Consider the following 23546-nt stretch of genomic DNA (forward strand, 5'->3'; position numbering starts at 1 on the left):
AAGAGAACGGAAGTTGTTGTTTCATCCAATTTCATGGTGTTTTTTAATTGGCTTACCAGGGTGCGAATACTCACGTTTTTACTTCAGGTTCATAACCCGAAGAGCTTGATATGGAGGCGGCATCTTTTTGCACCCGCGATCCCCACCTGTCCATTTTCTCTTTTGTAAATCTTACACTTGGTCCGGAAACACATAGTGCAAATTTGACTTGACCTGTCATATTATAAATCGCAGAGGACACAGCATTCACCCCTGTTCCACGCTCATCATAGCTTTTTGTAATATTCGTTTTTTTGATTTCTTTCAGTTCAGACCATAGCCGTTCCATTCTGCCATAGAATTCCTGTCTTTTTAGTATTTTCTCAACAAAGAGATCATCCTGAAACGCGAGCAAGGCTTTTCCTGCAGAGCCTATATCAAGGTCCAAACGCGTACCGACCGTGACATTATGACTGATTGGTTGATTGCTTACAAAACGTTCGAGACAAATTCTTTTATCTCTTTCAATCTTATACAAAGTAACTGATTCTCCAGTATCTTCCCTAAGTTGTTTCATAAAGGGAGCAGCCAATCTTACAATATCATTTGATTTTTCAGCTACTCGACCTAATGTGTATACGTTATGGCCAAGTTTATATTTGAAATTATGGTCATTTCTTTGGAGCATTTCTGTTTCAATTAATGTTTCAATAAGGCGCGCTGTTGTCGACTTTGGGAGTTCAAGCTTAGTACATATTTCTGTTAAAGATAATTCAGTTTCATCCACTGTGAAACAATTAAGCAATCGAATTGAGCGATGTACCGTGCGTAAGCCTTTTACACGTTCCTTTTCCATTGTATACAGTCACCTACCTCTTCTACATATGTTCATTTCTCCCTGGAAAATATAACATAATTCATCAGACAATCCTTCCCGCATCATATTTTCGCAATGGTCCCAAAACAATATATTCATAGCGGTTCGTGTTTCGGTGATAACTTATAGATTATTCTATTTATCGTTATCAACTAATTAGCATTTCTGCTGCTGAGGGTGTAGTATGGTGACCACCTACGGTAAAGACGGCTGTTGTAGCACTTTTCTCGGAAACAGTTTTATTACATTTATAACTTTATATTCTATAAATGCTTGAGCGTTTTTACGAAACAAAAAGGCATTTCTAAATTATTATACTAAAAGACATACCATATTTGAAGTGATGTCATATAAAATATCTCGTGTATGTTGCATCCAATTATGTTAATTAAGATCCTCTCTCCTTTCTACGTTTATTTTCCCCTCAAAAAACCGACACTGCTAACAGACTCATATATCAATCATAGATGGGGGGCTGGCAGTGCAAACAGCAACGAGGCGTCAATATAAAAGGAAAAAGAGCAAATTTCATGTACTTTTTCGGCTAACGATTGGGATGGGGGTCCTTGGTGCGTTTGGTTTGCTCGTCATTTTTGGCATTGCTTATGCACTTGGACCGCCGCCGATGGAACTTTCACAATCAACGACGATTTATAGCAGTGATGATGAAGTCATCAATGAGCAGCATCAAGGACAAGAGCGGGAATGGACGGATCTGGAGGACGTTTCTCCCCATTTGGTCGATGCTTTTATCGCTGTGGAAGACCGTAAGTTTTTCGACCACCATGGGTTTGATTACACGCGCATCGGGGCAGCTGTTTTGAATAACATTCAAGCGACGTCCATGTCGCAAGGGGCCAGTACGATCACACAGCAATATGCGCGTAATTTATTCCTAAATCATGATAAAACATGGGATCGAAAAATCCGTGAAGCGCTTTACGCCCTCCGTCTGGAATGGCATGTTCCGAAAGAAGATATTCTGGAAGGATATGTTAACACGATTAATTTCGGCCATGGTGCTTACGGCATTGAACAAGCTGCACAGATGTATTTTAATACATCTGCTTCTGATTTGAATGCCGCCCAGTCTGCTTTGCTTGCCGGCTTGCCACGAGGACCTTCCTATTATTCTCCTTACGTCTATCCGGATCGGGCAGAGAACCGCCAACAAATGATTTTGGAGATGATGCATGAACAGGGAACGCTTGAGACCGCCGAATACGAGGAAGCACTTGACGAGACCATGACGTACGAAGCAGCAGAGGAAGAGGCGCTTGAAACGACGGCACCCTACTTTCAAGATACTGTTGAACAAGAACTCGTGGACCGCTATGACCTCGATCCTGACGTTCTTGAAGCAGGTGGGTTGAATATTTATACAACCATTGATCCGGATATGCAGGAAAGCACGGAGCGTTACGTGGAAGCAGAGTTGCCAACCAATGATCCGTTACAAGGAGCTGCCGTGTCCATAGACCCAAGAACCGGCGATGTAAAAGCAATGGTTGGAGGTAAAAATTACAGCGAGAGCCCTTTCAATCGCGCAGTTGATGCGCACCGCCCTCCAGGCTCTGCATTTAAGCCGTTTCTTTACTACGCGGCACTGGAAAATGGGTTTACCGCGGCAACACCGCTTAAAAGTGAACCGACCTCTTTTCCTAACCCGCATGGGGATAGCCGTTATGAACCCGGCAATTTCAATGAAGTATATGCCGATGACTTTATCACACTAGCACAAGCAATGGCCTATTCCGATAATATCTATGCCGTGAAAACCAATGTCTTCCAAGAACCGGAATCCCTCGTTGAAACTGCGAAAGCGGCGGGGATTGAAAGTCCACTATCGGCAAACTTGTCCCTTGCGCTCGGCACCTCGGAAGTCAACGTGTTGGAGTTGACAAAAGGTTATAGTCCGTTTGCAAACGGAGGCGAGCAGGTGGAACATCGCTTGATTGAACGTGTGGAAGATCACGAGGGCAACGTATTGCTGGAAACCGAGCCGGAAAAACAACAAGTGTTTGAACCGGAACTCGCCTATATTGCGACCGATTTAATGAAGCAAACGTTTGATCCATCCATGAATGATTACGCGGCTGTCACCGGCCATTCCATTGCCCATTTGTTGCAAAGACCGGCTGCGGGAAAAAGCGGATCTACCCCCTCGGATAGTTGGATGGTTGGATTTACGCCAGAGCTCGTGACCGGTGTATGGGTTGGTTATGATGACAACACCGAACTTGATCACGGTGAACACGGGCAGATTGCAAAACGCATCTGGGTTAATGCCCTTGAAAGCGGATTGGACGGCCACCTCAAACAGGACTTTTCCACTCCTGATGGGGTCGAAGAGGTGGACATAGATTTGGAAACCGGATTGCTAGCTGACGATGCTTGTGGTCCATCCTATACCGTATCTTTTTTGGAAGACACGGCACCAAAAGAATCATGCGTCACGTATCTTGATGACGAAGAAGCGGAAGAAGAAGCACGGGAAGAGCGAAATAATAAAGAGAGTGAAAAACTTATGGATAAATTAAAACGCTGGTTTGGCAGTGATGAGGCAGAGATGTAGCCTGGCACGTGCTCATGGGAAAACAATATGTAAAGTGTCCAATCTTTATAAGATTGGACACTTTTTTATTTTCTAATAAAAAAGCCGTCTTATTATATGGTCAATTTGCAGGATTTCAGCTACAATTAGGCGAAATAATGACAAAAGGCGGTGAATAACATATGAACAATGTAATACATAACAGAGAAAAGCCGCGAAGACGCCTATTGCGCTTTCGGAAAATCATATTGAGCATTGTACTTATCTTTACTTTATTGGCAAGCGGAACCGCTGTTTGGGCTTACCTCCAACTGACGAGTGGACTTCCGCAAGTGGAAGGAGAATATGAAGCTTCAGGCCTAGCGTCCGAAGTAGATGTGTATCGGGACGAAAACGGCGTGCCCCACATCGAAGCTGACAATGACGAAGATTTGTACTATGCTCAAGGATTTGTAACCGCACAGGACCGCATGTTTCAGATGGACTTGAGCCGCAGGCAAGCATCCGGCATGCTCAGCGAAGTCGTTGGTGAAGATGCGCTTGATTCGGATCGTTATTTTCGTACTTTTGGCCTGAGGCGAGCTGCAGAAGATTCATTGGATGCCTATGATGAAGAGACCCTGGCTGTGCTCGAAGCTTATGCAGATGGGGTGAACGACTATATCTCCCATATGCATACGGAAAATGAACGCCCGGTGGAATTTCAGTTGCTCGGCTATGAACCGGAACCATGGACCGTGCTCGATTCGTTAACGATCGGCAAATTTATGGCTTACGATCTGGGCGGCAATTGGCAAGGACAGGCTTTTCGACATTGGCTCGCCAACAATGCAAGTGAAGAAGAAGCACTCGATTTAATGCCTACATATCCAAATGATGGCCCTGTAATTATGGACACAGCCAAAAATATGGATATAGACATTGAGGAATCTTTTGCCGATGCCGGCAGTTATCAACCGAAGCCTTTTAACGGCAGCAATAATTGGGTTGTTTCCGGCGAACATACGGAATCCGGTGCGCCATTACTGGGGGATGATCCTCACCTTGGGCTTGATACCCCTTCCATCTGGTATGAAACCCATTTGAACTCCCCATCGGTGAACGTTACAGGGGTGATCTTTGCCGGTGTTCCCGGAATCATTCTTGGCCACAACGAAGACATCGCGTGGGGAGTGACAAATGTAGGTCCAGATGTCCAACAATTGTATATGGAGCAGCAAAATCCTGACGACCCGAATCAGTTTTTATATGAAGATGAATGGTACGATGCGAAGGTGGTGGAAGAATTTATTGAAGTAGACGGATACGACAAGCCATTCCTACACGAAACAATTATTACGCGACATGGACCACTAATCTCTGAATATTCCCATGAGAAAGGTGTAATCGGTGATGAAGCACTCGCTTTAAAGTGGACGGCACATGAATCGTCCACGGAAATGCAAGCTTTAATCGGCATGAATCGGGCAGATGATTGGGAAAGTTTCTCAACCGCTTTGGAACATTTTCATGCGCCTGCGCAAAACTTTGTATTTGCAGATACAGATGGCGATATCGGATACCGGGCGAACGGAAAAATTCCGATTCGTACGGACGATGACGATGCCCTCTTCCCTGTCCCGGGATGGACTGGAGACCATGATTGGGAAGGTTATATTCCTTGGGATGAATTGCCGACGATCGAAAACCCGGAATCGGGCATGATCTCTACCGCCAACAACCAGATCGACGATGAAGGCTACGACTATCATCTATCACACACGTGGGCGCAACCTTACCGCCATGAACGCATTCTCGACATGCTTGATGACGACGGTTCTTTCGCCGCTGATGACATGAAAGCCATGCAAATGGATGTACAAAATATGCATGCGGAAGAGTTTGTTCCAATCTTAACAGCAGCGGTCGCGGATGAGGATTTGCGAGAGATCGACGAAGATGCACTGGGGGTTCTAACGTCTTGGGATAAAGTGGATGACAAAAATGAAAGTGGACCGCTCCTCTTCCATTTATGGATGAATGCGATCCCGCATGTGCTATTTGCGGAGGACATTCCCGAGAGCATTCTGGATATTTTTGAAGGAGAGGCGAATGTTGTCGATCAATTGATCCGTGAAGCAGCTGAAGGAAGCCCGGGACCGTGGATGAAAAAAAACGGAGGACTGTCTGTAGTAGCGACGGAAGCCTTGCAGCTCGCCGTTGATTATGCCTCCGATGCACAAGGAGACGAACCGGAAGCATGGCTTTGGGGGAATTATCACCGAACGGCTTTTGACCATCCCCTTGGGGATGTAGCACCCCTTCACCTTCTCTTTAATCCCTCTCCCAAACCAGTGGACGGGAGCAGTATTACCGTGATGGCCGCCAGCTATAACGACGAAACCGGGGATACAAATCATGGGGCAGGTTGGCGAGGCGTCATAGATCTGGCTGATTTAAGTGAAAGTGAGCACATCGTGGCGCCGGGACAGTCCGGTCACGTCATGAGTGACCATTATCACGATCAACTCCTAGATTGGGTAGATGGAAATTACCATACCACTTCCATGGTACCGGAAAACTATCAATCGGAGAGCACGCATTTGCGATTGGTTCCGAACTAGATTCCCTCCTTGAGAGATTTTAACGGATTTCTCATACTTTTCAAAGCAGTACTTCTTAATTTTAAGGGATCACTTAGGACTTGGATTGCGTGCTAATGATGATGTTAGGTAGATTGCAAATTTCGAATAAAAAACGTTACAAAACCTAGGAATGGGAGGGGGGATGAAAATTTAAAAAAAGATCTTTAGATTGTTCCCATGAAATCCTTGTTAGTTTCAATCGTTTTATTTTTTCAAAAAGGAGTTTGAATGAAAAATGATGAAATACCTACAGAATCTCGGTCGCTCGTTGATGTTACCGGTCGCGGTATTACCTGCTGCAGCGATTCTTGCCGGTATCGCCCACTGGATTCTCAACTTCGCGGAAGATAGTGTAATCGCTAATTATATGATGGCTGGTAGTGATGCCATTCTTGGCAGTCTCGGCATTTTGTTTGCTGTCGGTGTTGCCATTGGCATGTCGAAAGATCAGCATGGAGCCGCCGGATTAAGTGGTCTTGTCGCCTTTTTGGTCACCACACAAGTGCTTGAAACCGAATCTGTTTCAGCTTTACTAAGCATTGATCCGGAAAATGTCAATATGGCTTTTGACGAGGAGATCATTGAGAATGTGTTTATTGGAATTTTGTCCGGGATTATAGCTTCGATCATGTACAATCGTTTCAGCCATGTACGGCTGCCGGACGCGCTTGCCTTTTTCAGTGGCAAACGTTTGGTTCCCATTATGAGCGCGGGTGCCATGTTAGTCATATCGGCGGTATTATTTTTTGTATGGCCGATCGTCTATGGATGGCTGGTTACCTTCGGTACCTGGATCATGGATATGGGTGCAACCGGCGCAGGTTTATACGGCTTCTTTAATCGACTGCTCATTCCAACCGGACTTCATCATGCGTTGAATAATGTTTTCTGGTTTGATCTCGCGGGAATTGATGATATTGCTAGCTTTTGGAACAGCGAAGGGGAACAAGGCATTACCGGCCGCTACTTGGCAGGATTCTTCCCGATTATGATGTTCGGTCTTCCCGCCGCCGCTTTAGCCATGTATCACACAGCAAAAACGAAACGGAGAAAACAAGCAGCATCCCTATTGATGGCTGCCGGATTCGCTTCCTTCTTTACAGGGGTGACGGAGCCGCTTGAATTTTCTTTCATGTTTCTAGCCCCGCTTCTCTATGTGGTGCATGCTGCTTTGACAGGACTTTCCCTCTTCATAGCAGCTTCGTTCCAATGGACCGCCGGGTTCAGTTTCAGTGCCGGCTTCGTGGATTATACCCTGAGTTTGGCGGTACCGATTGCGAACCAACCGTATATGTTACTCGTCCAAGGTTTGTTCTTTGCCTTTCTTTACTACTTCCTGTTCCGTTTCTTGATTCAGAAATTCGATTTAAAAACACCTGGACGAGAAGACGAGGAAGTGGTCGCCCAAACAGAAGGCAGTGAACCTGCAGCCGGAGGCGCCGCTCCTACTTCCCAAAGGGATAAAACCACCGTTATGGCAGAAGAGATTTATGAAGGCCTGGGCGGAGATGAAAACGTTACATCCATTGATAACTGTGTTTCCCGCTTACGGATTGAAGTGGGCGATATGGATAAAGTAGATCAAGAAAAGATTAAAGCAACCGGTGTTCCGGGCGTCAATGTCGTCGGCCAGCACAATATACAAGTCGTCGTCGGGACACAAGTCCAATTCGTAGCCGATGAAATGATTAAAATTCGAAACCGGGAATAATGCATGAGAAAGCGAACAGCACCCTCACTGTTCGCTTTCTTTTTCCTAGTACTGCCGGAAGACGGTAACGGGTAACGCATTAATGACTAAAAAGCCACAATGTACCTGATATACAAAAAAGCGCTACTCCGGGGTGTGATAACAGGGTTTTATTCTATCTCTAATTGGCCCTTTCAATGCACCTCGGATCAGCAGTTTCTTCCAATTCGGGGGATGTTGTGCCTCTACAACGTACCTCGGATTAGCGATTTCTTCCAACTTGGGGTGTGTTGGGCCTCCACAACGTACTTTTGATTAGCGGTTTCTTCCAATTCAGCGGACGTTGTGAACCCTAAAAAGACCGTAACCACGGCTCGGAGGTGCGATGGGTGTTAAACCGCTTTATCAATCTATCGGTGAAACGTGAAGAGGGGTTTGGAACTTCTGATATAGACCACTAGCCCTCCATAAAGCAAAAACGTTCCCCTTCATGCAAAACATTCAATATCGGAAGATCTTCTGCCAATACGTGCCCGACAACATTCACCTTCTCATTTGCCGAGAGATCGGTTTTTGTGATTTGAAGCTCCCCTTGGTAGCGCCCGTATTGTTCATTGTCTATTGTAATGCTCCCTGTCGGCCTTGCCCCGCCACCATTCGCTGGTATTTTCACGTTTCCGCGCCTCGCATAAAGACGAGACGTTTGTGAGCGCACCACATAATCGGCCTTATCCATCCGCTGTTGATGCGTTTGCAAAACAAGCGCCTGAACCAACTCATCTTCAAAAGAACCTATCCTGGCCATAATGGGCACAACCGCCTCATTTTCAAAGTTTTTAAATGCTTGAATGCTTTTTTCGGAAATGCCCGGATCCCCAATCAGCACTTTATCGGTATCCGTCATTCGCCTCAGCACTAGCGCTGCGGCAAACGGATGTACATAGCGTTGATCTTCGACCGTCGGCATCCCTGCGTGTATGGGTCCTCTTTTCTCGCCATCGCCTGAAACGAAAGCCACCGTTCGGATTCCAAAGGAATGGAACAACGCATTTTTTTGTTTAACATTTTTTAACGACAATCCCGTTTCCGGGCGTGGGTAAAAGTTATGCCAGGCTTCTGTATTCTCTACACGAAGCCCCATGTTCAAATAGTTTTGCAGCGTTTCCCGATCAACGGTACTTGCGTTTAGCGCCACTTTCATTCGCTTGGAAAGAGAAGCAATTTGCTCGACCGAAAAACCAACATCCGCTCTGAGCCCACGCACACCCCATTGCAAAATTTCCTCGGCTTGTTCCCAACGTAACCCCAGATGGGAAAGAGATGCAGGTGAGGCATCTGCAAAAAGTTCCATTTCATGTTCGCCCACTTGCTTTCCTAACACACGCAAAGCAGTTTTATATGTATCGGGATTATCTTCGGGGATGTGCAGCGACGTGAAAACAGACTGAAAACCCGCCCGTTTCATCATTGAGAGTAACCGTTGCTGTTCTAATTCCGATTGCTTCCCTAAATACACGGAAAAGCCTATCATTCTCTCACTCCTAAATGAGGAGGTCCCGGCCGGGACCTCCTGTTGTTCTACTCCAAGTTTTTGACCATTTCTTCCTTGAAACCAAACCAATACGTGAAAAGGAACCCAAACGCATAAGCAAGCACCAGACCGATAATATAGGAGAGATACTGCCCTTCCGCGATGATTGGGATCATGGATAAACCGGAAATGCCGATCCCTGTAGCCCCGGTGCCCGCGACGGCCTGGAAAGCTCCGCCGACAGCTGCTCCTAAACAGGCGGTCACAAATGGGCGCCCGAGGGGCAAGGTCACCCCGAATAATAACGGCTCCCCGACTCCGAGAAAACCGGCAGGCACTGTGCCTTTAACCCTGTCTTTTAATTTCTGGCTTCTCGTTTTCACATAGACGGCAAGAGCCGCACCTACCTGACCGCCTCCGGCCATGCCAAGAATGGTAAGAATCGGCGTGTATCCGATCGTTTCGATAAAGTCCAGGTGAATCGGTGTCAATCCATGGTGCATGCCGATCATGACGAGCGGAAGGAAAAATCCGGCAAGGACAGCCCCCGCGATCGGACCTCCGATCTCCAACAGAAAGTTAATGCCCATTTGTACCATATCAGAAAAGGCAGCAGCGATCGGTTGCAACACGATAAGAGTCGCAAATCCAACGACAAGAACGGTAATAAACGGCGTTAGAAGAATATCCAAAGCCGCGGGCACGAATTTGCGCACGGTTCGTTCCACCATCGCCATTACCCAGGCCGCTAACAAGGCAGCAAATACCCCGCCCTGACCGGCGACAAGCTCCTCTCCGAAAAGTGTGATGGCTTCCAGTTCAGGATTGATAATTATAATACCGGCAACGGCACCGAGCGCCGGTGTCCCCCCAAATTCCCGAGCCGTCGTCCAACCGACAAGGATGCTCAGAAAAGCAAAGAGACCTCCCCCTATGACTTGCGCCATTTGCAACCAGGTCGTCTGTTCATCTACCCCGAGATTTTCCGCGAGACCGGCCCCTCCATTAATAAGCCCGGACGCGATCAACGCCGGAATAAGGGGAATAAAAATATTTCCGATGCGTTTCAGGAAATTTTTAACCGGCGTTTTATTTTTTTGTTTCATGTGGTTTTTCGTATCCTCGGCCACGTGCTCATCTTCGTCTTCTCCTGCAGTTAAACCCGTCGTTTCCGAAAGCGCTATGGCCACTTTATTGGCAGTGCCGGGGCCAAGGACAATTTGCAATGTCTCATCTTCCACAACGCCTAGTACATCATCCATGTTGCGGATCTCTTCAAGTTGAACCTTTTCGTAATTATGAAAATTCAACCGTAGCCGCGTCATACAGTTGGATATGGAGATTATGTTTTCTTTTCCGCCCAAGTAGGATATCAGTTCTTGAACAATGGCTTCCTCTTTCTTCATTTTAATCCCCGCCTCTCACTGCCTTTTTAATAAAACCGTTCGCTTGTGAAAGCATCTGCCGGGCATCTTTTTCCTGTACATCAGCGATAATCATTACGATCGCCGTTTTGATGTGTTGGCCAGCCTCCTCAAATACTGTAACCGCCGTGTCCTCATCTACACCAGTCGCTTCCATAATAATGCGGTGAGAACGCTTGTATAGTTTTTCATTCGTGGGCCTTACATCTACCATTAAATTTTCATAGACCTTTCCTACCCCGACCATTGATGCGGTGGAAATCATGTTCAATATCAATTTTTGGGCAGTGCCGGCTTTCAATCGTGTAGAGCCGGTAAGTACTTCCGCTCCCGTATTCACCTCGATCGGGTAATCCGCATGTTCACTAATTACAGCAGAGAAGTTGCAAGCAACACTTCCGGTGACAGCCCCACATGAATGTGCATATTGCAAAGCGCCTGCAACGTAAGGTGTTCGCCCACTGGCAGCTAGACCAACCACCACATCATTTGCCTTTAAGGAAAGGTTTTTTAAATCGCGCTCCCCTGCTTCCTGTGAATCTTCCGCTCCCTCCTTTGCTTCAGTAAAAGCGGCCTCGCCGCCTGCCATTTGTCCAATGACGGTAGATGTTGGCACACCAAACGTAGGGCGGCATTCAACGGCATCAAGCAACCCGAGCCGTCCGCTCGTGCCTGCTCCAACATAAATGAGTCGACCTTTCGTTTGCAAAGATTTTGTAACCGCTTTCACTAATGGCGCAATCGCAGGCAAAGCATCCCTTACCGCTTCCGTCGCATGTTGATCCTCTTCGTTCATCGTTTGCAGAATTTCATGGACGGACATTTCATCCAAGTGCTCACTTTTAGGATTTCTTCGTTCCGTTTCTAAGCGGTTGAACATAAATGCTCCTTCCTTTAACAAATGTACAAATTCCCTTAAATATGAATGCAGTTACACAATATCCCAAATCTAGTGCAATATCAATAAAAAAATACTATTTTCCTAAAAAAAATGGCCCGGTTATACATAAACCAAATGCTGTGTTATTTTTTCGATAAAAATTCACTCATATGTTACACCATCTCATCTTTTCTTTTTGGCGAAGATTACTTCCGTTTGGGTCAAACTCCCATTTTCATGGTAGATGGGGACTACGGGCAGCGTAGCCACATTGTTTCTTATCTGCCAAAAAAACACTAAAGTGGGCAAAGGATGCATTATCCCCTGCGCACTTTAGTGTCTCGGAATCTGATGCCTAACATTTCACAAATCGCTCACGAATCCGCCAATGTTTCTTTGAGTTGATCATCTGAATTGTTCCAGTATTCTTCACTGAACCCTTTCAAATATTCCCGCAACATGTACAGGGATTTTTCATCCATAAGATCCACAACGATCCGGCCTTTTAAGGCTTTATCCATGTTGTTTACATGTTCAGGCATGCTTTTGTATCCTCTGCGAAAACGACTGCCTTCCGGAGGCTCAACTTCCCGATAAAAACGGCAAGCCCCGACGCCGTCATACTTCGGTTCCCCATCTTTCGTATGGCCGGTCGTCACCCAAATCATCCAATATTCTCTCGGGTCATTCAGCTCCTCTTTATTTTCGAGCAGTTTAACCTTCTTCTCAATTTCGGAACGGGCGTGGATGGCTCCCATGTCAATAAACACACGTTCATCAACAGGGTCAATAATGATCGGCGTTAAATGATCGAGACTTAAGGAACCTACCCCGAATCCGCCGTCTCCGTCTGTCGAATCTCCGCTTAATATATTAAAACCTGAACCTGTGCGTTTCTCTTTATTCTTATTAAAAAGTTCCACGATATCCTCTCCTTACTGAAGACATTCTACTTTATTTTAGTGTATCACAACACCCCCGTCCATAAACAAGCAAACGTTTTCGCGATCTGATCGCAGAGTAAAAATTACCCCTTGGAATAACGGTTTTAACGTTATCCTCAAGGGGTAATGATAACTAATCCATTCTAATTGTGAAGCTTAGAGGCTCCCAGCTCCGATGTACTTGTCGCCCCAATAATGAGGGTCATCGATGCTATCGATCGTTACGCCGTTTGATGCACTCGCATGAATAAATTCACCATTTCCGATGTAGATACCCGCGTGGGATACACCGCCGCTAGTGTCAAAGAATACGAGATCGCCTTCGCTCGGATTCGATACGGATGTGCTCATGTTATACAGAGAAGATGTGTCTGCGCGATGATCAGGACCTTGTCCGTTTTGATCAAGCACGTAGTTGATGAATCCGCTGCAATCAAATGCGCCTGGACCGTTAGCGCCATAACTATATGGAGTTCCCATCTGTGCCATAGCAGTATCGATCACGCCGCTAGCGTCACCACCATTGTTATCAGTCGAGGCACCATCGACGACTTCTTCGGTATTGTCTTCTTCATTTGTAGCGTTGTCGCTACCGGAATTCTCGGATTCACTGTTGCTTTCGTTCTCTGAGCTGCTTTCGCTTTCGGAACTGCTTTCTTCAGTGTTATTGCTCTCGGAAGCAGTGTCTTCAGTACTGCTTTCTTCAGTGTTGTTGTTCTCGGAAGTGTTGTCTTCAGTACTGCTTTCTTCAGTGTTGTTGTTCTCGGAAGCAGTGTCTTCAGTGCTGCTTTCTTCAGATGAGTTATCTGATGAATTATCTTCGGAGTTATCATTGTTGCCGGTATTCTCACTTGGCTGTCCTTCAAGGGAGCTTAATGTTGCTGCTCCTGCTACTCCAAAGAAATTCCCCGCTTCTGAAGAAATGCCGTGATCTTGTTGAAAAGCTTTTACGGCACTTTCCGTTTGCGGACCGAAAATAGAATCGACATTACCGTCGTAGTATCCTAGATCTTGAAGTTGTGCCTGAAGATCACTTACGGCTTCACCAGTATCTCCATTGGACATGGAACTTGAATTTCCTTCGGAACTAGTGCTTTCACTAGTACTTTCATCTGAAGAAGAAGATTCTTCAAGTGAACCGATTGTTTGGGGCCCTGCAACCCCAAAGAAGTTCCCCGCTTCTGAAGAAATGCTATGATCTTCTTGATAAGCTTTTACAGCGCTTAGCGTTCTTGGACCGAACGTGGATCCTGTGGAACCTTCAAAGTACCCGAGATCTTTTAGTTCTGTTTGCAGTTCGTTTACGGAGTCATTTACGTCTCCTTCGGACATCGAATCTGCATCTACACTAAATGCGTCTGCTGCGTTTGGTGCGAATAGCAATCCTACTGCCACGACTGTACTTAAAGCATACTTTTTCATAATGATATTCACTCATATATTGTTCGACATTTATTCATCCGTAACTGGTTTTTCATCGGTGGTAGATATGTACCAGATCTTTCTAAGACGAACGTACTAACTGAGTGAATCGTCACCTCCTAAAATTGTGTAATTAGTATTATCTTTCATCTGTCTGTGATGTCATATATTGCATTATAGATTCTAAACTTGGAAGTGACAATATCTTTTACCGTTTTGTATTTTAAATGTAATGTGGATAGACTATTATGCTATCCTACAGTTTTTTCAAAATTTAATAGATAGGCGTCATGAAGGGAATATTTGCATAGATGTGGTTTGATGTGGAAATGGCTCGAGTTCTGTCGTAATCTTTTTGTAATCTTTTTGTTAAAGCCCAAATGCTTCTTTTCAATAGAAAAGACTTATCCTCAAGAATCACGAACAGCGAAAATCAAAGCCCTTTTTATCCTATCATCCGAACAATTTATACTTACTGATAGTATTAAAAAAACTCAAGGACCATTTTCGCTGTCCTTGAGCTTTACTTTAGTAAGTGCCTGTTAAGCTCCCGCTTCACCCTCGTAAGCGAAGAGATAACGGCGACTAACACCCCAATTCGTTCAACTAACCATCAAAAGAGGATGATACCCTCCCCTCTGATGGCAGTTTCACTTTATTAAGGTGTTGCCTCCAACGTTCAATATGGGCATAGGCATGTTCAATATCCGCTTTGGAGTAGTTTTGCGTCTTCTTTAACACATGTACTTTCCTGATGATTTCTTCTTGATTTGCAGGTTCCAAAAAAAGGATCGTGGCGGTCAATTCAAGAAACTTGGATGAGCAAACATTCATTTCTTGAATGACATTTTTCTGTTGTTCAAATGTTTCACGATTATTACCTTTTGTTTTCAGAAAATGTTCGCCATTTGTAGCCACCTGATAGCGATATTGATGATACCCTGCCATCTCTTCTTTAATTTCCGATATAAATTCAAATTGTTGCAGTTCTTCAAGGCGAAGGTTCAGTTCTTCGGAATACGGACCATAGCGATGAAAATCGTACTTTTCATGAAACGGCATTCCTAATTTTTTGCTGATAAAAACGATTTTTTGAAACTTCTTGCGTCCGGTTATTTCTCCAACCGTCTGCAATAATGACAAGACATTGACATGTTGGTCCAACACACGGCCTTCCTCCTCAACCTGACAAAATCTCCAGTATTTCACGCTTCTCGTTTTCTTGGCCGGGCGTGTGCAAGATATCACTGGGATAATACAGCTTATGATCCGTTCGTTTTTTGCCGGAAATCGCCTCGACGACATCTGATTGCCGTGATAACTCGCGGAGTTTCCGATCATTCATAAGCAAATGGATCGGCATCCGTTCTTCCTCTTCCCCTGGCCGGTAAAAATCATAGGGGAGGTCGGATGAAAAATCAATGACCAAATAATAATCCGGATCTACCCCAATGGCTTTAAATCGCTCTTGCAACCCTGCCCACTCATTCATAATAAAATGTTGATTGAATTCAACGTATTGAAACAACCGCCGATGTAAAAAACGGCCGCATAAATCAGCAAGAATTTCATCCTGTTCCTCTTCCCACACTTGAAAATAATAGAAAATAATCATTTCATCAAGCTTTAAATAGTCTGCGATCGAAATATCTCCGTCAAAAAAAGGCTGAAGGTGCATCGGGAATTGCTTGAACGTGAAGCCATTCAAGTACAGGTATTTTGCCCTTCGTAATATTTTGTTTAAAATCACTTCCGCACTTCGTGTAACCGGATGAAAATAAACTTGCCAATACATCTGATAACGGCTCATGATATAGTCTTCCACCGCGTGCATCCCAGTGCTCTTAATGACGACCTGATCATCCAACGGCCGCATCACCCGCAAAATCCGCTCCATATCGAAATGCCCATAACTGACGCCTGTGTAAAAGGCATCGCGTTGCAAATAGTCCATTCGATCCGCATCAATCTGACTGGAGATCATGCTGACGACGAGTTTGTTCGGGTGTGTCTTTTCGATCACTTCCGAGACTTCGCGCGGAAACTCATCCCCCATTCGCCGCAAGACGGCATTTACTTCGGTTTTCCCCATAATTATCGCCCGAGTCCAACTTTCATGGTCCGTATCAAACACTTTTTCAAATGAATGGGAGAAAGGCCCATGCCCTATATCATGAAGCAGCGCCGTCGCCAGGCAGAGCAAGCGGTCTTCCTCATTCCAGTGCGGCCGACCCTTAAAAACTTCAATCATTCGCCGCATAATTTCATAGACCCCGAGCGAGTGGTTAAAACGTGTATGTTCCGCTCCATGAAAAGTGAGAAACGTCGTTCCGAGCTGCCGCACCCGCCGCAACCGTTGAAACTCTTTCGTTCCGATCAAATCCCATATCAACTGATCGCGGACATGAATATACCGATGAACCGGGTCCTTAAACACTTTTTCTTCTTTTAACATTGTATTGCCTCTGCTCATACGGCAAAGCCAACCTTTCCATCTCTTTTCTTTCATTATAACGAAAGAAAGAGTCCAAGCAAACGAGAAAAGGATAAAGTGGAACTTCCATCAGAGGAGGGCGCCTCATCCTCCTCTGATGGTTAGTTGAACCAATCGGGGTTTTAGTCGCCCGTTAACTTTCGCTTACGGGGTTAAAGCGGGAGTTTTACGGGCGCTTGCCACCGGGATAAATAGATTATAACAAACAAATGTTCTTATTTAAAGATGGGTGCGGAAAATGTCTCCCCTTGGAGCAACTGCATGTTATACTGGGAAGGTCTGAAATTTTTTGAACGGAGTTTAGGTGGAATGACAAGTTTACAAACGTTTCCGGGGAAGCAATGGCGTTGGCTGAACCATTCGGAAAAGGGCTTGGATTATAGCCCGCTTCATTCCTTCGCTTATGATGATACCCTCTGCGAAAGCGTCGGCAAAGAAAACTCCTTTCCGATCGTGCATACATGGATTCACAAGCCGACGATTGTGCTCGGCACACTGGATAGCCGTTTGCCATCCATCCATCGCGCAATTGAACAACATAACAAAGACGGTTTTCATATAATCGTACGTAATTCCGGGGGGCTCGCTGTTTTTCTTGATCCGGGAATTTTAAACATTTCGCTGATCGTCAAAGATACAAAAACCTTCACGATCAATGCTGCTTATACGTTCATGTGGAACGTTGTCCGGGAAATGTATCGTGACGCAGCGAAAGAAATATTGGCAGGGGAAATTGTCGGTTCTTACTGCCCGGGCAATTATGATCTTAGTATCGGAGGAAAAAAATTCGCGGGCATTTCCCAACGTCGGCTTCGCGACGGAATTTCCATCCAGGTGTATCTCGCTATTACAGGGATCGGCTCCGAACGGGCAGAAGTCATCCGCCGTTTTTATCAAGTAGCCGGAGGAGAACACAGCCCCTCAACACCAACAGTTAAACCTGAATCGATGGCGTCCATATCGGAATTGTACAATCGGGAAATGACAATCGCCGACAGTGAAGCACGCATGCAACGGGTGTTCAATGACCACGGGAGCTCGATCACGCCAACCCGTTTGTCCTCCAACGAAGAGACTCGTTTCCAAAAAAGATTAACCCTCGTTCATGCGCGTAACAAAAAAATATTGGGATACGAACAGAAAACCCGTTGACCTGTGCGCAACGGGTTTCTTATCATGCCAATGCCAAAATCATAAGACATGACAGTTAAAAACCCAATGACATTCATCGTCCTTTTTTCCGTTAAGGCAAAATAATGGACATATATCTTCGTCTGTCAATATCCGAATTTGGTGATTTGGCTTCATTTGGCGTGGTTTTATCTGGTCAGGACACACGCAATTTTATGGAAATATACGGTGAACGAAAAAAAGACTGTATCTTCGAAAAGAACGAACCGAAACGAACTGACACAAAAAGACGCTGCCCCTCGAACGATCATTGAACACATTTTTGGTATTATTAAAATGTACCGTCTCCGATGTGTTCACAATCGGGGGAGACAGGCGGTTGAGACCCATGTGGATCGATGCATGATCACTATACCGTTTCTATCAGCATCGCCCTGACACGCGACCGCGAAGAGAATACGTATGTCTTTTCATTTTTGACGCCATCATAATCAATTGTAAAAACTTTTATGGTGTCATTGTTGCCAAATGGACGCCATTAAACATATAAATGCGTTTTTTTATGGCGTCATAACTATCCGATGACACCATAATATGCGAGATTCTGTAGATACATGGCGTCAAACGATTACAATCTGACATATATTGGAGGCACACTTTTCATTGACGCCCCCCTTGCTCTAAAACTTAATTTTAATTTTGACAGAGTCTTATCATTCGACATTACATTTCCTGATGCACAATGAATATTTTACATATTACGGGGAATCTCGAAAATTTCCCTCGAGCGAGAGATTGACAAATGTGTCACGTTTATTGAACCCTTTCGTGCGCCGTTTTCTTTCCCCCTTTCCCGTGTGTTAAAATAGGACTTGCATCATAGGAAAGAGAGAAAGGAGCAAACTGAATGCCTGAGCCTGCAGAAACCATTGATGGCTGGTATTGCCTGCATGATCTCCGTTCGATCGACTGGACATCATGGAAACGCGTACCGGTAGATGAACGACAAGAAATACTGGCTGAGTTCACGGCCATGGTCGAAACGTGGATCGACAATGAACAAAAAGAAGAAGGAAGTTATGCCTTATATTCCATTGTAGGGCAAAAAGCGGACCTCATGTTCATGTTGCTCCGTCCAACGATGGAAGAATTGGAACAAATTGAAAAAGCCTTTAATCAATCGCGCTTAGCTGAATATACGATTCCGGCTTATTCTTATATCTCCGTTGTTGAATTGGGCAAATACATGTTCAAAGGCGATGGAGACCCCCTCGAGGACCCTAGCGTACGCGAGCGCGTATTCCCGATTTTACCTAAATGGGAACACATATGTTTTTACCCGATGGACAAAAAACGCGAAGGAGACGACAACTGGTACATGATGCCCGCAAAAGACCGAGGGCAATTGATGTATGGCCATGGAATGGTCGGCCGCAAGTACGCGGGATATGTCAAGCAGGTCATCACCGGTTCCGTCGGTTTTGACGATTGGGAATGGGGCGTTACCTTATTCGCCCACGACGTTCTCCAATTTAAAAAACTTGTTTATGAAATGCGTTTTGACGAAGCATCCGCACGTTTTGCCGAGTTTGGCCCTTTCTATGTAGGAAATGTATTGGAAAAAGATAAAATTACAGGTTATTTCCAAGTATAATCATCGGAATACACCTTGACAAATGTTGTCGCTTCTTTTATCTTTTAAAGTATTCCAGTAAGTAAGATAAGGTTGGGCAATGGATATTTTCCCCTTCCATTGAAGGTGAAAATATCCTTTTTTTACTACATGTACAGGAGGAGATACAATTGAAAACGAGTTTATTGGGATATCCTCGCATTGGAGAAAAGCGGGAATGGAAAAAAGCGTTGGAGGCGCATTGGACCGGGAATTTAAGTAGCGAAGATCTTCATGCCGAAATGAAGCACATTCGCTTAAACCACTTGAAAAAACAACAAGACGCCGGCATCGAAATAATTCCGGTTGGCGACTTTACGTATTATGATCATATTCTTGATGCAACCGCCATGTTCGGATTGGTCCCGGAGCGCTTTGAATACGACGGCGGAAGCGTTTCTTTAGAGACGTACTTCTCGATGGCCCGGGGAAACAAAGACGTACCTGCCTCCGAAATGACGAAATGGTACAACACGAATTACCATTACATCGTTCCCGAAATCGGAAACAAAGCACCAGCATTATCCGAAAACTACTTGCTCGCTGCTTACAAAGAAGCAAAAGAAGAACTGGGAATAGAAGGAAAACCGGTCATCATCGGCCCTTATTCATTTCTGAAATTGGCAAAACATTATAAGAACGACGCGTTTCCCGAATTGCTTTCTCAGCTCACCGACGTTTATGTTCAACTTTTTCAAGAACTTGCCGATGAAGGCGTTCAATGGGTGCAAGTGGACGAGCCTTCCCTCGTCACGACAATTCCGGAAGAAGACCTTCCACTGATTCTCAAAACCTATGAAACGTTGCAAAACGAAGTGCCGCAACTTAACGTTTTATTACAAACGTATTTTGAAGCGGTCAGCCATTATGAAAAAGTCATCGAACTCCCGGTTGCCGGCATCGGATTAGATTTTGTCCACGATCAAGGCAAGAACTTGCATGCCTTGCAAACGCACGGCTTTCCGAAAGATAAAGTGCTTGGGGCGGGGGTCATCGACGGTCGCAATATTTGGAAAGCAAAACTTAAAGATAAACTTGTGCTAGTAAAAGAAATTCAAAAATATGTAGGCGACGATAAGGTTTGGCTTCAACCATCCGCGAGCTTGCTACATACCCCGGTGACCGTGGAAAATGAGCCGACGCTTGATGAAACCTTGAAACAAGCCCTTTCATTTGCCGATGAGAAAATGGAAGAGCTTCGTACGTTGCAACAATTGGGGATCGGAGAATCTGAAGCAAATGACAAACAATTGGAAGACAACGAAGAAATTTTTGCTGCGCTTAAAACAAAGGGTTGGCGCAAGGAAGAGCCTGATCCCACGACCTCAACTGACGTTGGCCGCTCGCTAAGCTATGAAGAGCGCCGCAAAAAGCAATTGGAAAAATGGCCATTGCCTAAGCTTCCCACGACAACGATCGGAAGCTTTCCGCAAACACGAGACGTTCGTCGCTTACGTGCCCGTTTGAAAAAGGGAGAGCTTACACATTCGGAATATCAATCCGCTATTCAATCCCATATTAAGACGTGGATTGACCACCAAGAAGAGATCGGTTTAGACGTGCTCGTCCACGGTGAATTTGAGCGAAACGATATGGTCGAATACTTTGGCGAGCGTCTGGAAGGCTTTGCTTTTACAAAAAACGCATGGGTGCAATCCTACGGCTCTCGCGGGGTGAAACCTCCGATCATCTACGGGGATGTGCGTTTTAAAGAACCGATGACCGTGGAAGAAACCGTCTATGCCCAGTCGTTGACGGACAAACCTGTCAAAGGCATGCTTACCGGTCCTGTCACGATTCTCAATTGGTCCTTTGAACGGGACGATCTACCGAAGCAACAGGTTGCTTTTCAAATTGCAGAAGCGATCAAAGAAGAAGTTAGCGCCTTAGAGAACGCCGGCATCGAAATGATTCAAATCGATGAACCCGCCTTGCGCGAAGGGCTGCCGCTTAAACGTGAAGACTGGTCAAGCTATTTGGAATGGGCCGTGCAAGCGTTTAGACTAAGCTCTTCCTATGTAGAAAATACAACCCAAATTCACACCCATATGTGCTACAGTGAATTTCAGGATATTATCGATGCGATCAGCGCCCTTGATGCCGATGTTATCTCCATTGAAACGTCCAGAAGCCAAGGCGATATTCTGGAAACGTTCGAAGACAATGTGTACGACAAAGGCATCGGTCTTGGGGTTTACGACATTCACAGTCCTCGAGTCCCCTCGGAAGAGGAAATGCTTCACATCATCCGTCGCGCGCTCAGCGTCCTTCCTGCCGACCTTTTCTGGGTCAATCCGGATTGCGGCTTAAAAACCCGCAATGAGGAAGAAACCGTTGCCGCGCTGAAAAAAATGGTGAATGCCGCTCAACAAGCACGTGCAGAAGTAACAAGCTAATATGGGGCAGAAGAAAAAACAAGCCTCCGGCGTTATACGCGGGAGGCTTGTTTTTTCGCATGGATGGCGTCAAGGATAATATGACTATCATGAATAATCAAAAGTCTATCCTGCTAGGATTAAATGGTTCTTTAATATTACAGTTAGACAACAAAACTATTACTAGTATTGAATGATGAAACTACTGCTACTATAATCCAGTACGTAGATCATAATAATTTAGGAGGTGTACATTCACTTCATCACGTACCTTTAGACGTAAGCAATTGGTCAGCAAGTTTGCGATACGTAGATGAGTGAATGAATCTTTATGAAAAAATATATATTAAGTGTAGTGAGCGCAGTAGTAGCCGTAGGTTTGATTTCAATACCCAACGAAGCAGATGCTGCATTCAGTGAATCATATCAGATAACGAGTGGAGATGTAGGTGAAGACGTCAACGAGCTTCAACAAACATTAAAAGAACAAGGTTATTTTAGTGGATCAACCGGGAATACCTTTGGGCCGAGAACGTTAAGTGCAGTTCAAGATTTTCAACTAGATAACGGGATTTCTTCTCCCGAAGGCAACTTCTATGGTGTAACAGGCCCTGAAACGCAAGAGGTGCTTAATAATATAACTCCCGACGAATCTACCGATAATGCCGATGGAAACAACGAAACAACTGAAGACGAAGGAACGGAAGAAACAGCAACCGAAGAAGACACTGGATCTGAAGAAGGTTCTACTTCAGAAACGGATGGCGATAGCTTTACAATGGAAGCAACTGCATACACGGCGGATTGTGAAGGCTGCTCCGGGGTAACAGCTACAGGAATCGATCTTAATAATGATCCTAACGCAAACGTTGTAGCGGTTGACCCTAGTGTTATTGAACTCGGCTCAACGGTACATGTTGAAGGATATGGCGAAGCAATTGCCGGAGATGTCGGCGGAGACATCAACGGAGAAAGAATTGACCTTCACGTTCCAACTACAGAAGAAGCCCTGAACTTCGGAAACCAAGATGTTGAAGTAACGGTGCTGGATTAATAATTGAGCAAGAGGCAGTGGCTAACTGCCGGCTTCGGGTAGAATGGCCACCAATTGGTGGCCTAAACCCCATCGAGACGAATGTTTAACTTTGGTAAAGTATAAGTAACATCAAGGCTTCCTCCATAAGGACTTGATAAAATCCAAGTTTTTCTAATGCTCACCCATTCCTCGTGCTTTCGGTCATGAATTTCCGAGAGCGATAAAGTTCTTGAGTCTCACCTTTATTTATTTTCCTCTACTCTGGATACCGAATTTTCTTGTCTCCCCTAAACTTCCCATTATTTTTCTTAATATTAAAATAATTTTATCGCAATCATACGATCGCAAATTTCGCGATTTTAGAAAAGAAATGCGTCGCTTGATTTTGTTCAAACGAAAAATAAAACATATATGCCTTCTTGAATCATACAGTGTATTAGTGCGTATCGGAAACAAGACACCACTTGGGGGTGGCAATGCATGGCAGTCATAAAGGCTTCAGAACAGGATGTGCAAGTACTCGCCCGTTTAATGCGAGCGGAAGCGGAAGGGGAAGGCAATTTGGGAATGCTCAATGCCGGCAATACGATGGTTAACCGTGTACGTTTTCACTGTTCGGATTTTGAAGATATCCGTACAATCGATCAGATGGCCTTTCAATCTCCGGGGGGGTTTGAAGCCGTTCAAAAAGGGCCATTCTATCAACGTGCACGGGATCATGAAATCCAACTTGCCCGCCGTCTTATTCAAGGTGAACGCTTCCATCCCGCTAAACGGTCTCTGTGGTTTTTTCGGCCACCCGGCGATTGTGACCCTGATTGGTTTGGCCAACCACTCATCGGCCGCTATAAAGCGCATTGTTTTTATGAGCCTTTGCCCGAAGAATGTCCGGAAATGGTGTGAGGGAAACCTT

At 45.1% G+C, this 23546-nt stretch carries 16 protein-coding genes; 8 read left to right on the forward strand and 8 right to left on the reverse strand.

Annotation, left to right across the window (positions count from 1 at the left end; genetic code table 11):
* Positions 1–70 precede the first annotated feature (70 nt).
* Positions 71–835 (reverse strand): IclR family transcriptional regulator, encoded by a 765-nt coding sequence (locus HUG20_RS18620; protein WP_200086425.1) that lies wholly within the window; start codon positions 833–835, stop codon positions 71–73.
* A gap of 502 nt (positions 836–1337) precedes the next feature.
* Here HUG20_RS18620 and HUG20_RS18625 point away from each other — a divergent pair.
* The 3 genes from HUG20_RS18625 to nagE all read left to right on the forward strand — a co-directional run bounded on the left by HUG20_RS18625 (position 1338) and on the right by nagE (position 7745).
* On the forward strand, positions 1338–3431 hold the full coding sequence (locus HUG20_RS18625; protein WP_200086427.1) for a transglycosylase domain-containing protein: 2094 nt from the start codon (positions 1338–1340) through the stop codon (positions 3429–3431).
* Between the two features lie 161 nt (positions 3432–3592).
* Positions 3593–6013, forward strand: a complete 2421-nt coding sequence (locus HUG20_RS18630) for a penicillin acylase family protein (RefSeq protein WP_200086429.1) — start codon at positions 3593–3595, stop codon at positions 6011–6013.
* 256 nt (positions 6014–6269) lie between these two features.
* The gene (gene nagE / locus HUG20_RS18635; RefSeq protein WP_200086431.1) at positions 6270–7745 is read left to right on the forward strand and encodes an N-acetylglucosamine-specific PTS transporter subunit IIBC; all 1476 of its coding nucleotides are present in this window, start codon (positions 6270–6272) and stop codon (positions 7743–7745) included.
* Between the two features lie 436 nt (positions 7746–8181).
* Here nagE and HUG20_RS18640 read toward each other — a convergent pair whose 3' ends face one another.
* From HUG20_RS18640 to HUG20_RS18670, 7 genes are all read right to left on the reverse strand, one after another.
* Positions 8182–9255: a DUF871 domain-containing protein gene (locus HUG20_RS18640; protein ID WP_200086433.1), complete on the reverse strand. Its 1074-nt coding sequence runs from the start codon at positions 9253–9255 to the stop codon at positions 8182–8184.
* 47 nt (positions 9256–9302) lie between these two features.
* Positions 9303–10661, reverse strand: coding sequence for a PTS transporter subunit EIIC (locus HUG20_RS18645; protein ID WP_200086435.1), 1359 nt, complete (start codon positions 10659–10661; stop codon positions 9303–9305).
* Position 10662: 1 nt separating this feature from the next.
* On the reverse strand, positions 10663–11559 hold the full coding sequence (murQ, locus tag HUG20_RS18650) for an N-acetylmuramic acid 6-phosphate etherase (RefSeq protein ID WP_200086449.1): 897 nt from the start codon (positions 11557–11559) through the stop codon (positions 10663–10665).
* 374 nt (positions 11560–11933) lie between these two features.
* The gene (locus HUG20_RS18655) at positions 11934–12482 is read right to left on the reverse strand and encodes a YwhD family protein (protein ID WP_200086451.1); all 549 of its coding nucleotides are present in this window, start codon (positions 12480–12482) and stop codon (positions 11934–11936) included.
* A gap of 177 nt (positions 12483–12659) precedes the next feature.
* A complete protein-coding gene (locus tag HUG20_RS18660; protein WP_200086459.1) occupies positions 12660–13925 on the reverse strand; it encodes a C40 family peptidase in 1266 nt (421 codons plus the stop codon).
* 606 nt (positions 13926–14531) lie between these two features.
* Complete coding sequence (locus tag HUG20_RS18665; protein WP_200086461.1) at positions 14532–15092, reverse strand: YwgA family protein; 561 nt, start codon at positions 15090–15092, stop codon at positions 14532–14534.
* A 13-nt stretch (positions 15093–15105) separates the two neighbouring features.
* Positions 15106–16398, reverse strand: coding sequence for an HD domain-containing protein (locus HUG20_RS18670; protein WP_200086463.1), 1293 nt, complete (start codon positions 16396–16398; stop codon positions 15106–15108).
* 330 nt (positions 16399–16728) lie between these two features.
* Here HUG20_RS18670 and HUG20_RS18675 point away from each other — a divergent pair, with 330 nt between their 5' ends.
* The 5 genes from HUG20_RS18675 (at position 16729) to HUG20_RS18695 (ending at position 23536) form a co-directional block, all read left to right on the forward strand.
* Positions 16729–17571 (forward strand): lipoate--protein ligase family protein, encoded by an 843-nt coding sequence (locus HUG20_RS18675; RefSeq protein ID WP_200086465.1) that lies wholly within the window; start codon positions 16729–16731, stop codon positions 17569–17571.
* An 886-nt stretch (positions 17572–18457) separates the two neighbouring features.
* Positions 18458–19204, forward strand: a complete 747-nt coding sequence (hemQ, locus tag HUG20_RS18680) for a hydrogen peroxide-dependent heme synthase (RefSeq protein ID WP_200086467.1) — start codon at positions 18458–18460, stop codon at positions 19202–19204.
* Between the two features lie 149 nt (positions 19205–19353).
* On the forward strand, positions 19354–21618 hold the full coding sequence (gene metE, locus HUG20_RS18685; protein WP_281392469.1) for a 5-methyltetrahydropteroyltriglutamate--homocysteine S-methyltransferase: 2265 nt from the start codon (positions 19354–19356) through the stop codon (positions 21616–21618).
* A gap of 310 nt (positions 21619–21928) precedes the next feature.
* Complete coding sequence (locus HUG20_RS18690) at positions 21929–22651, forward strand: 3D domain-containing protein (protein ID WP_200086476.1); 723 nt, start codon at positions 21929–21931, stop codon at positions 22649–22651.
* A 462-nt stretch (positions 22652–23113) separates the two neighbouring features.
* On the forward strand, positions 23114–23536 hold the full coding sequence (locus tag HUG20_RS18695) for a cell wall hydrolase (protein WP_200086478.1): 423 nt from the start codon (positions 23114–23116) through the stop codon (positions 23534–23536).
* Positions 23537–23546: the final 10 nt, after the last annotated feature.

The sequence above is a fragment of the Salicibibacter cibi genome, assembly GCF_016495865.1.
Taxonomy (GTDB): domain Bacteria; phylum Bacillota; class Bacilli; order Bacillales; family Marinococcaceae; genus Salicibibacter; species Salicibibacter cibi.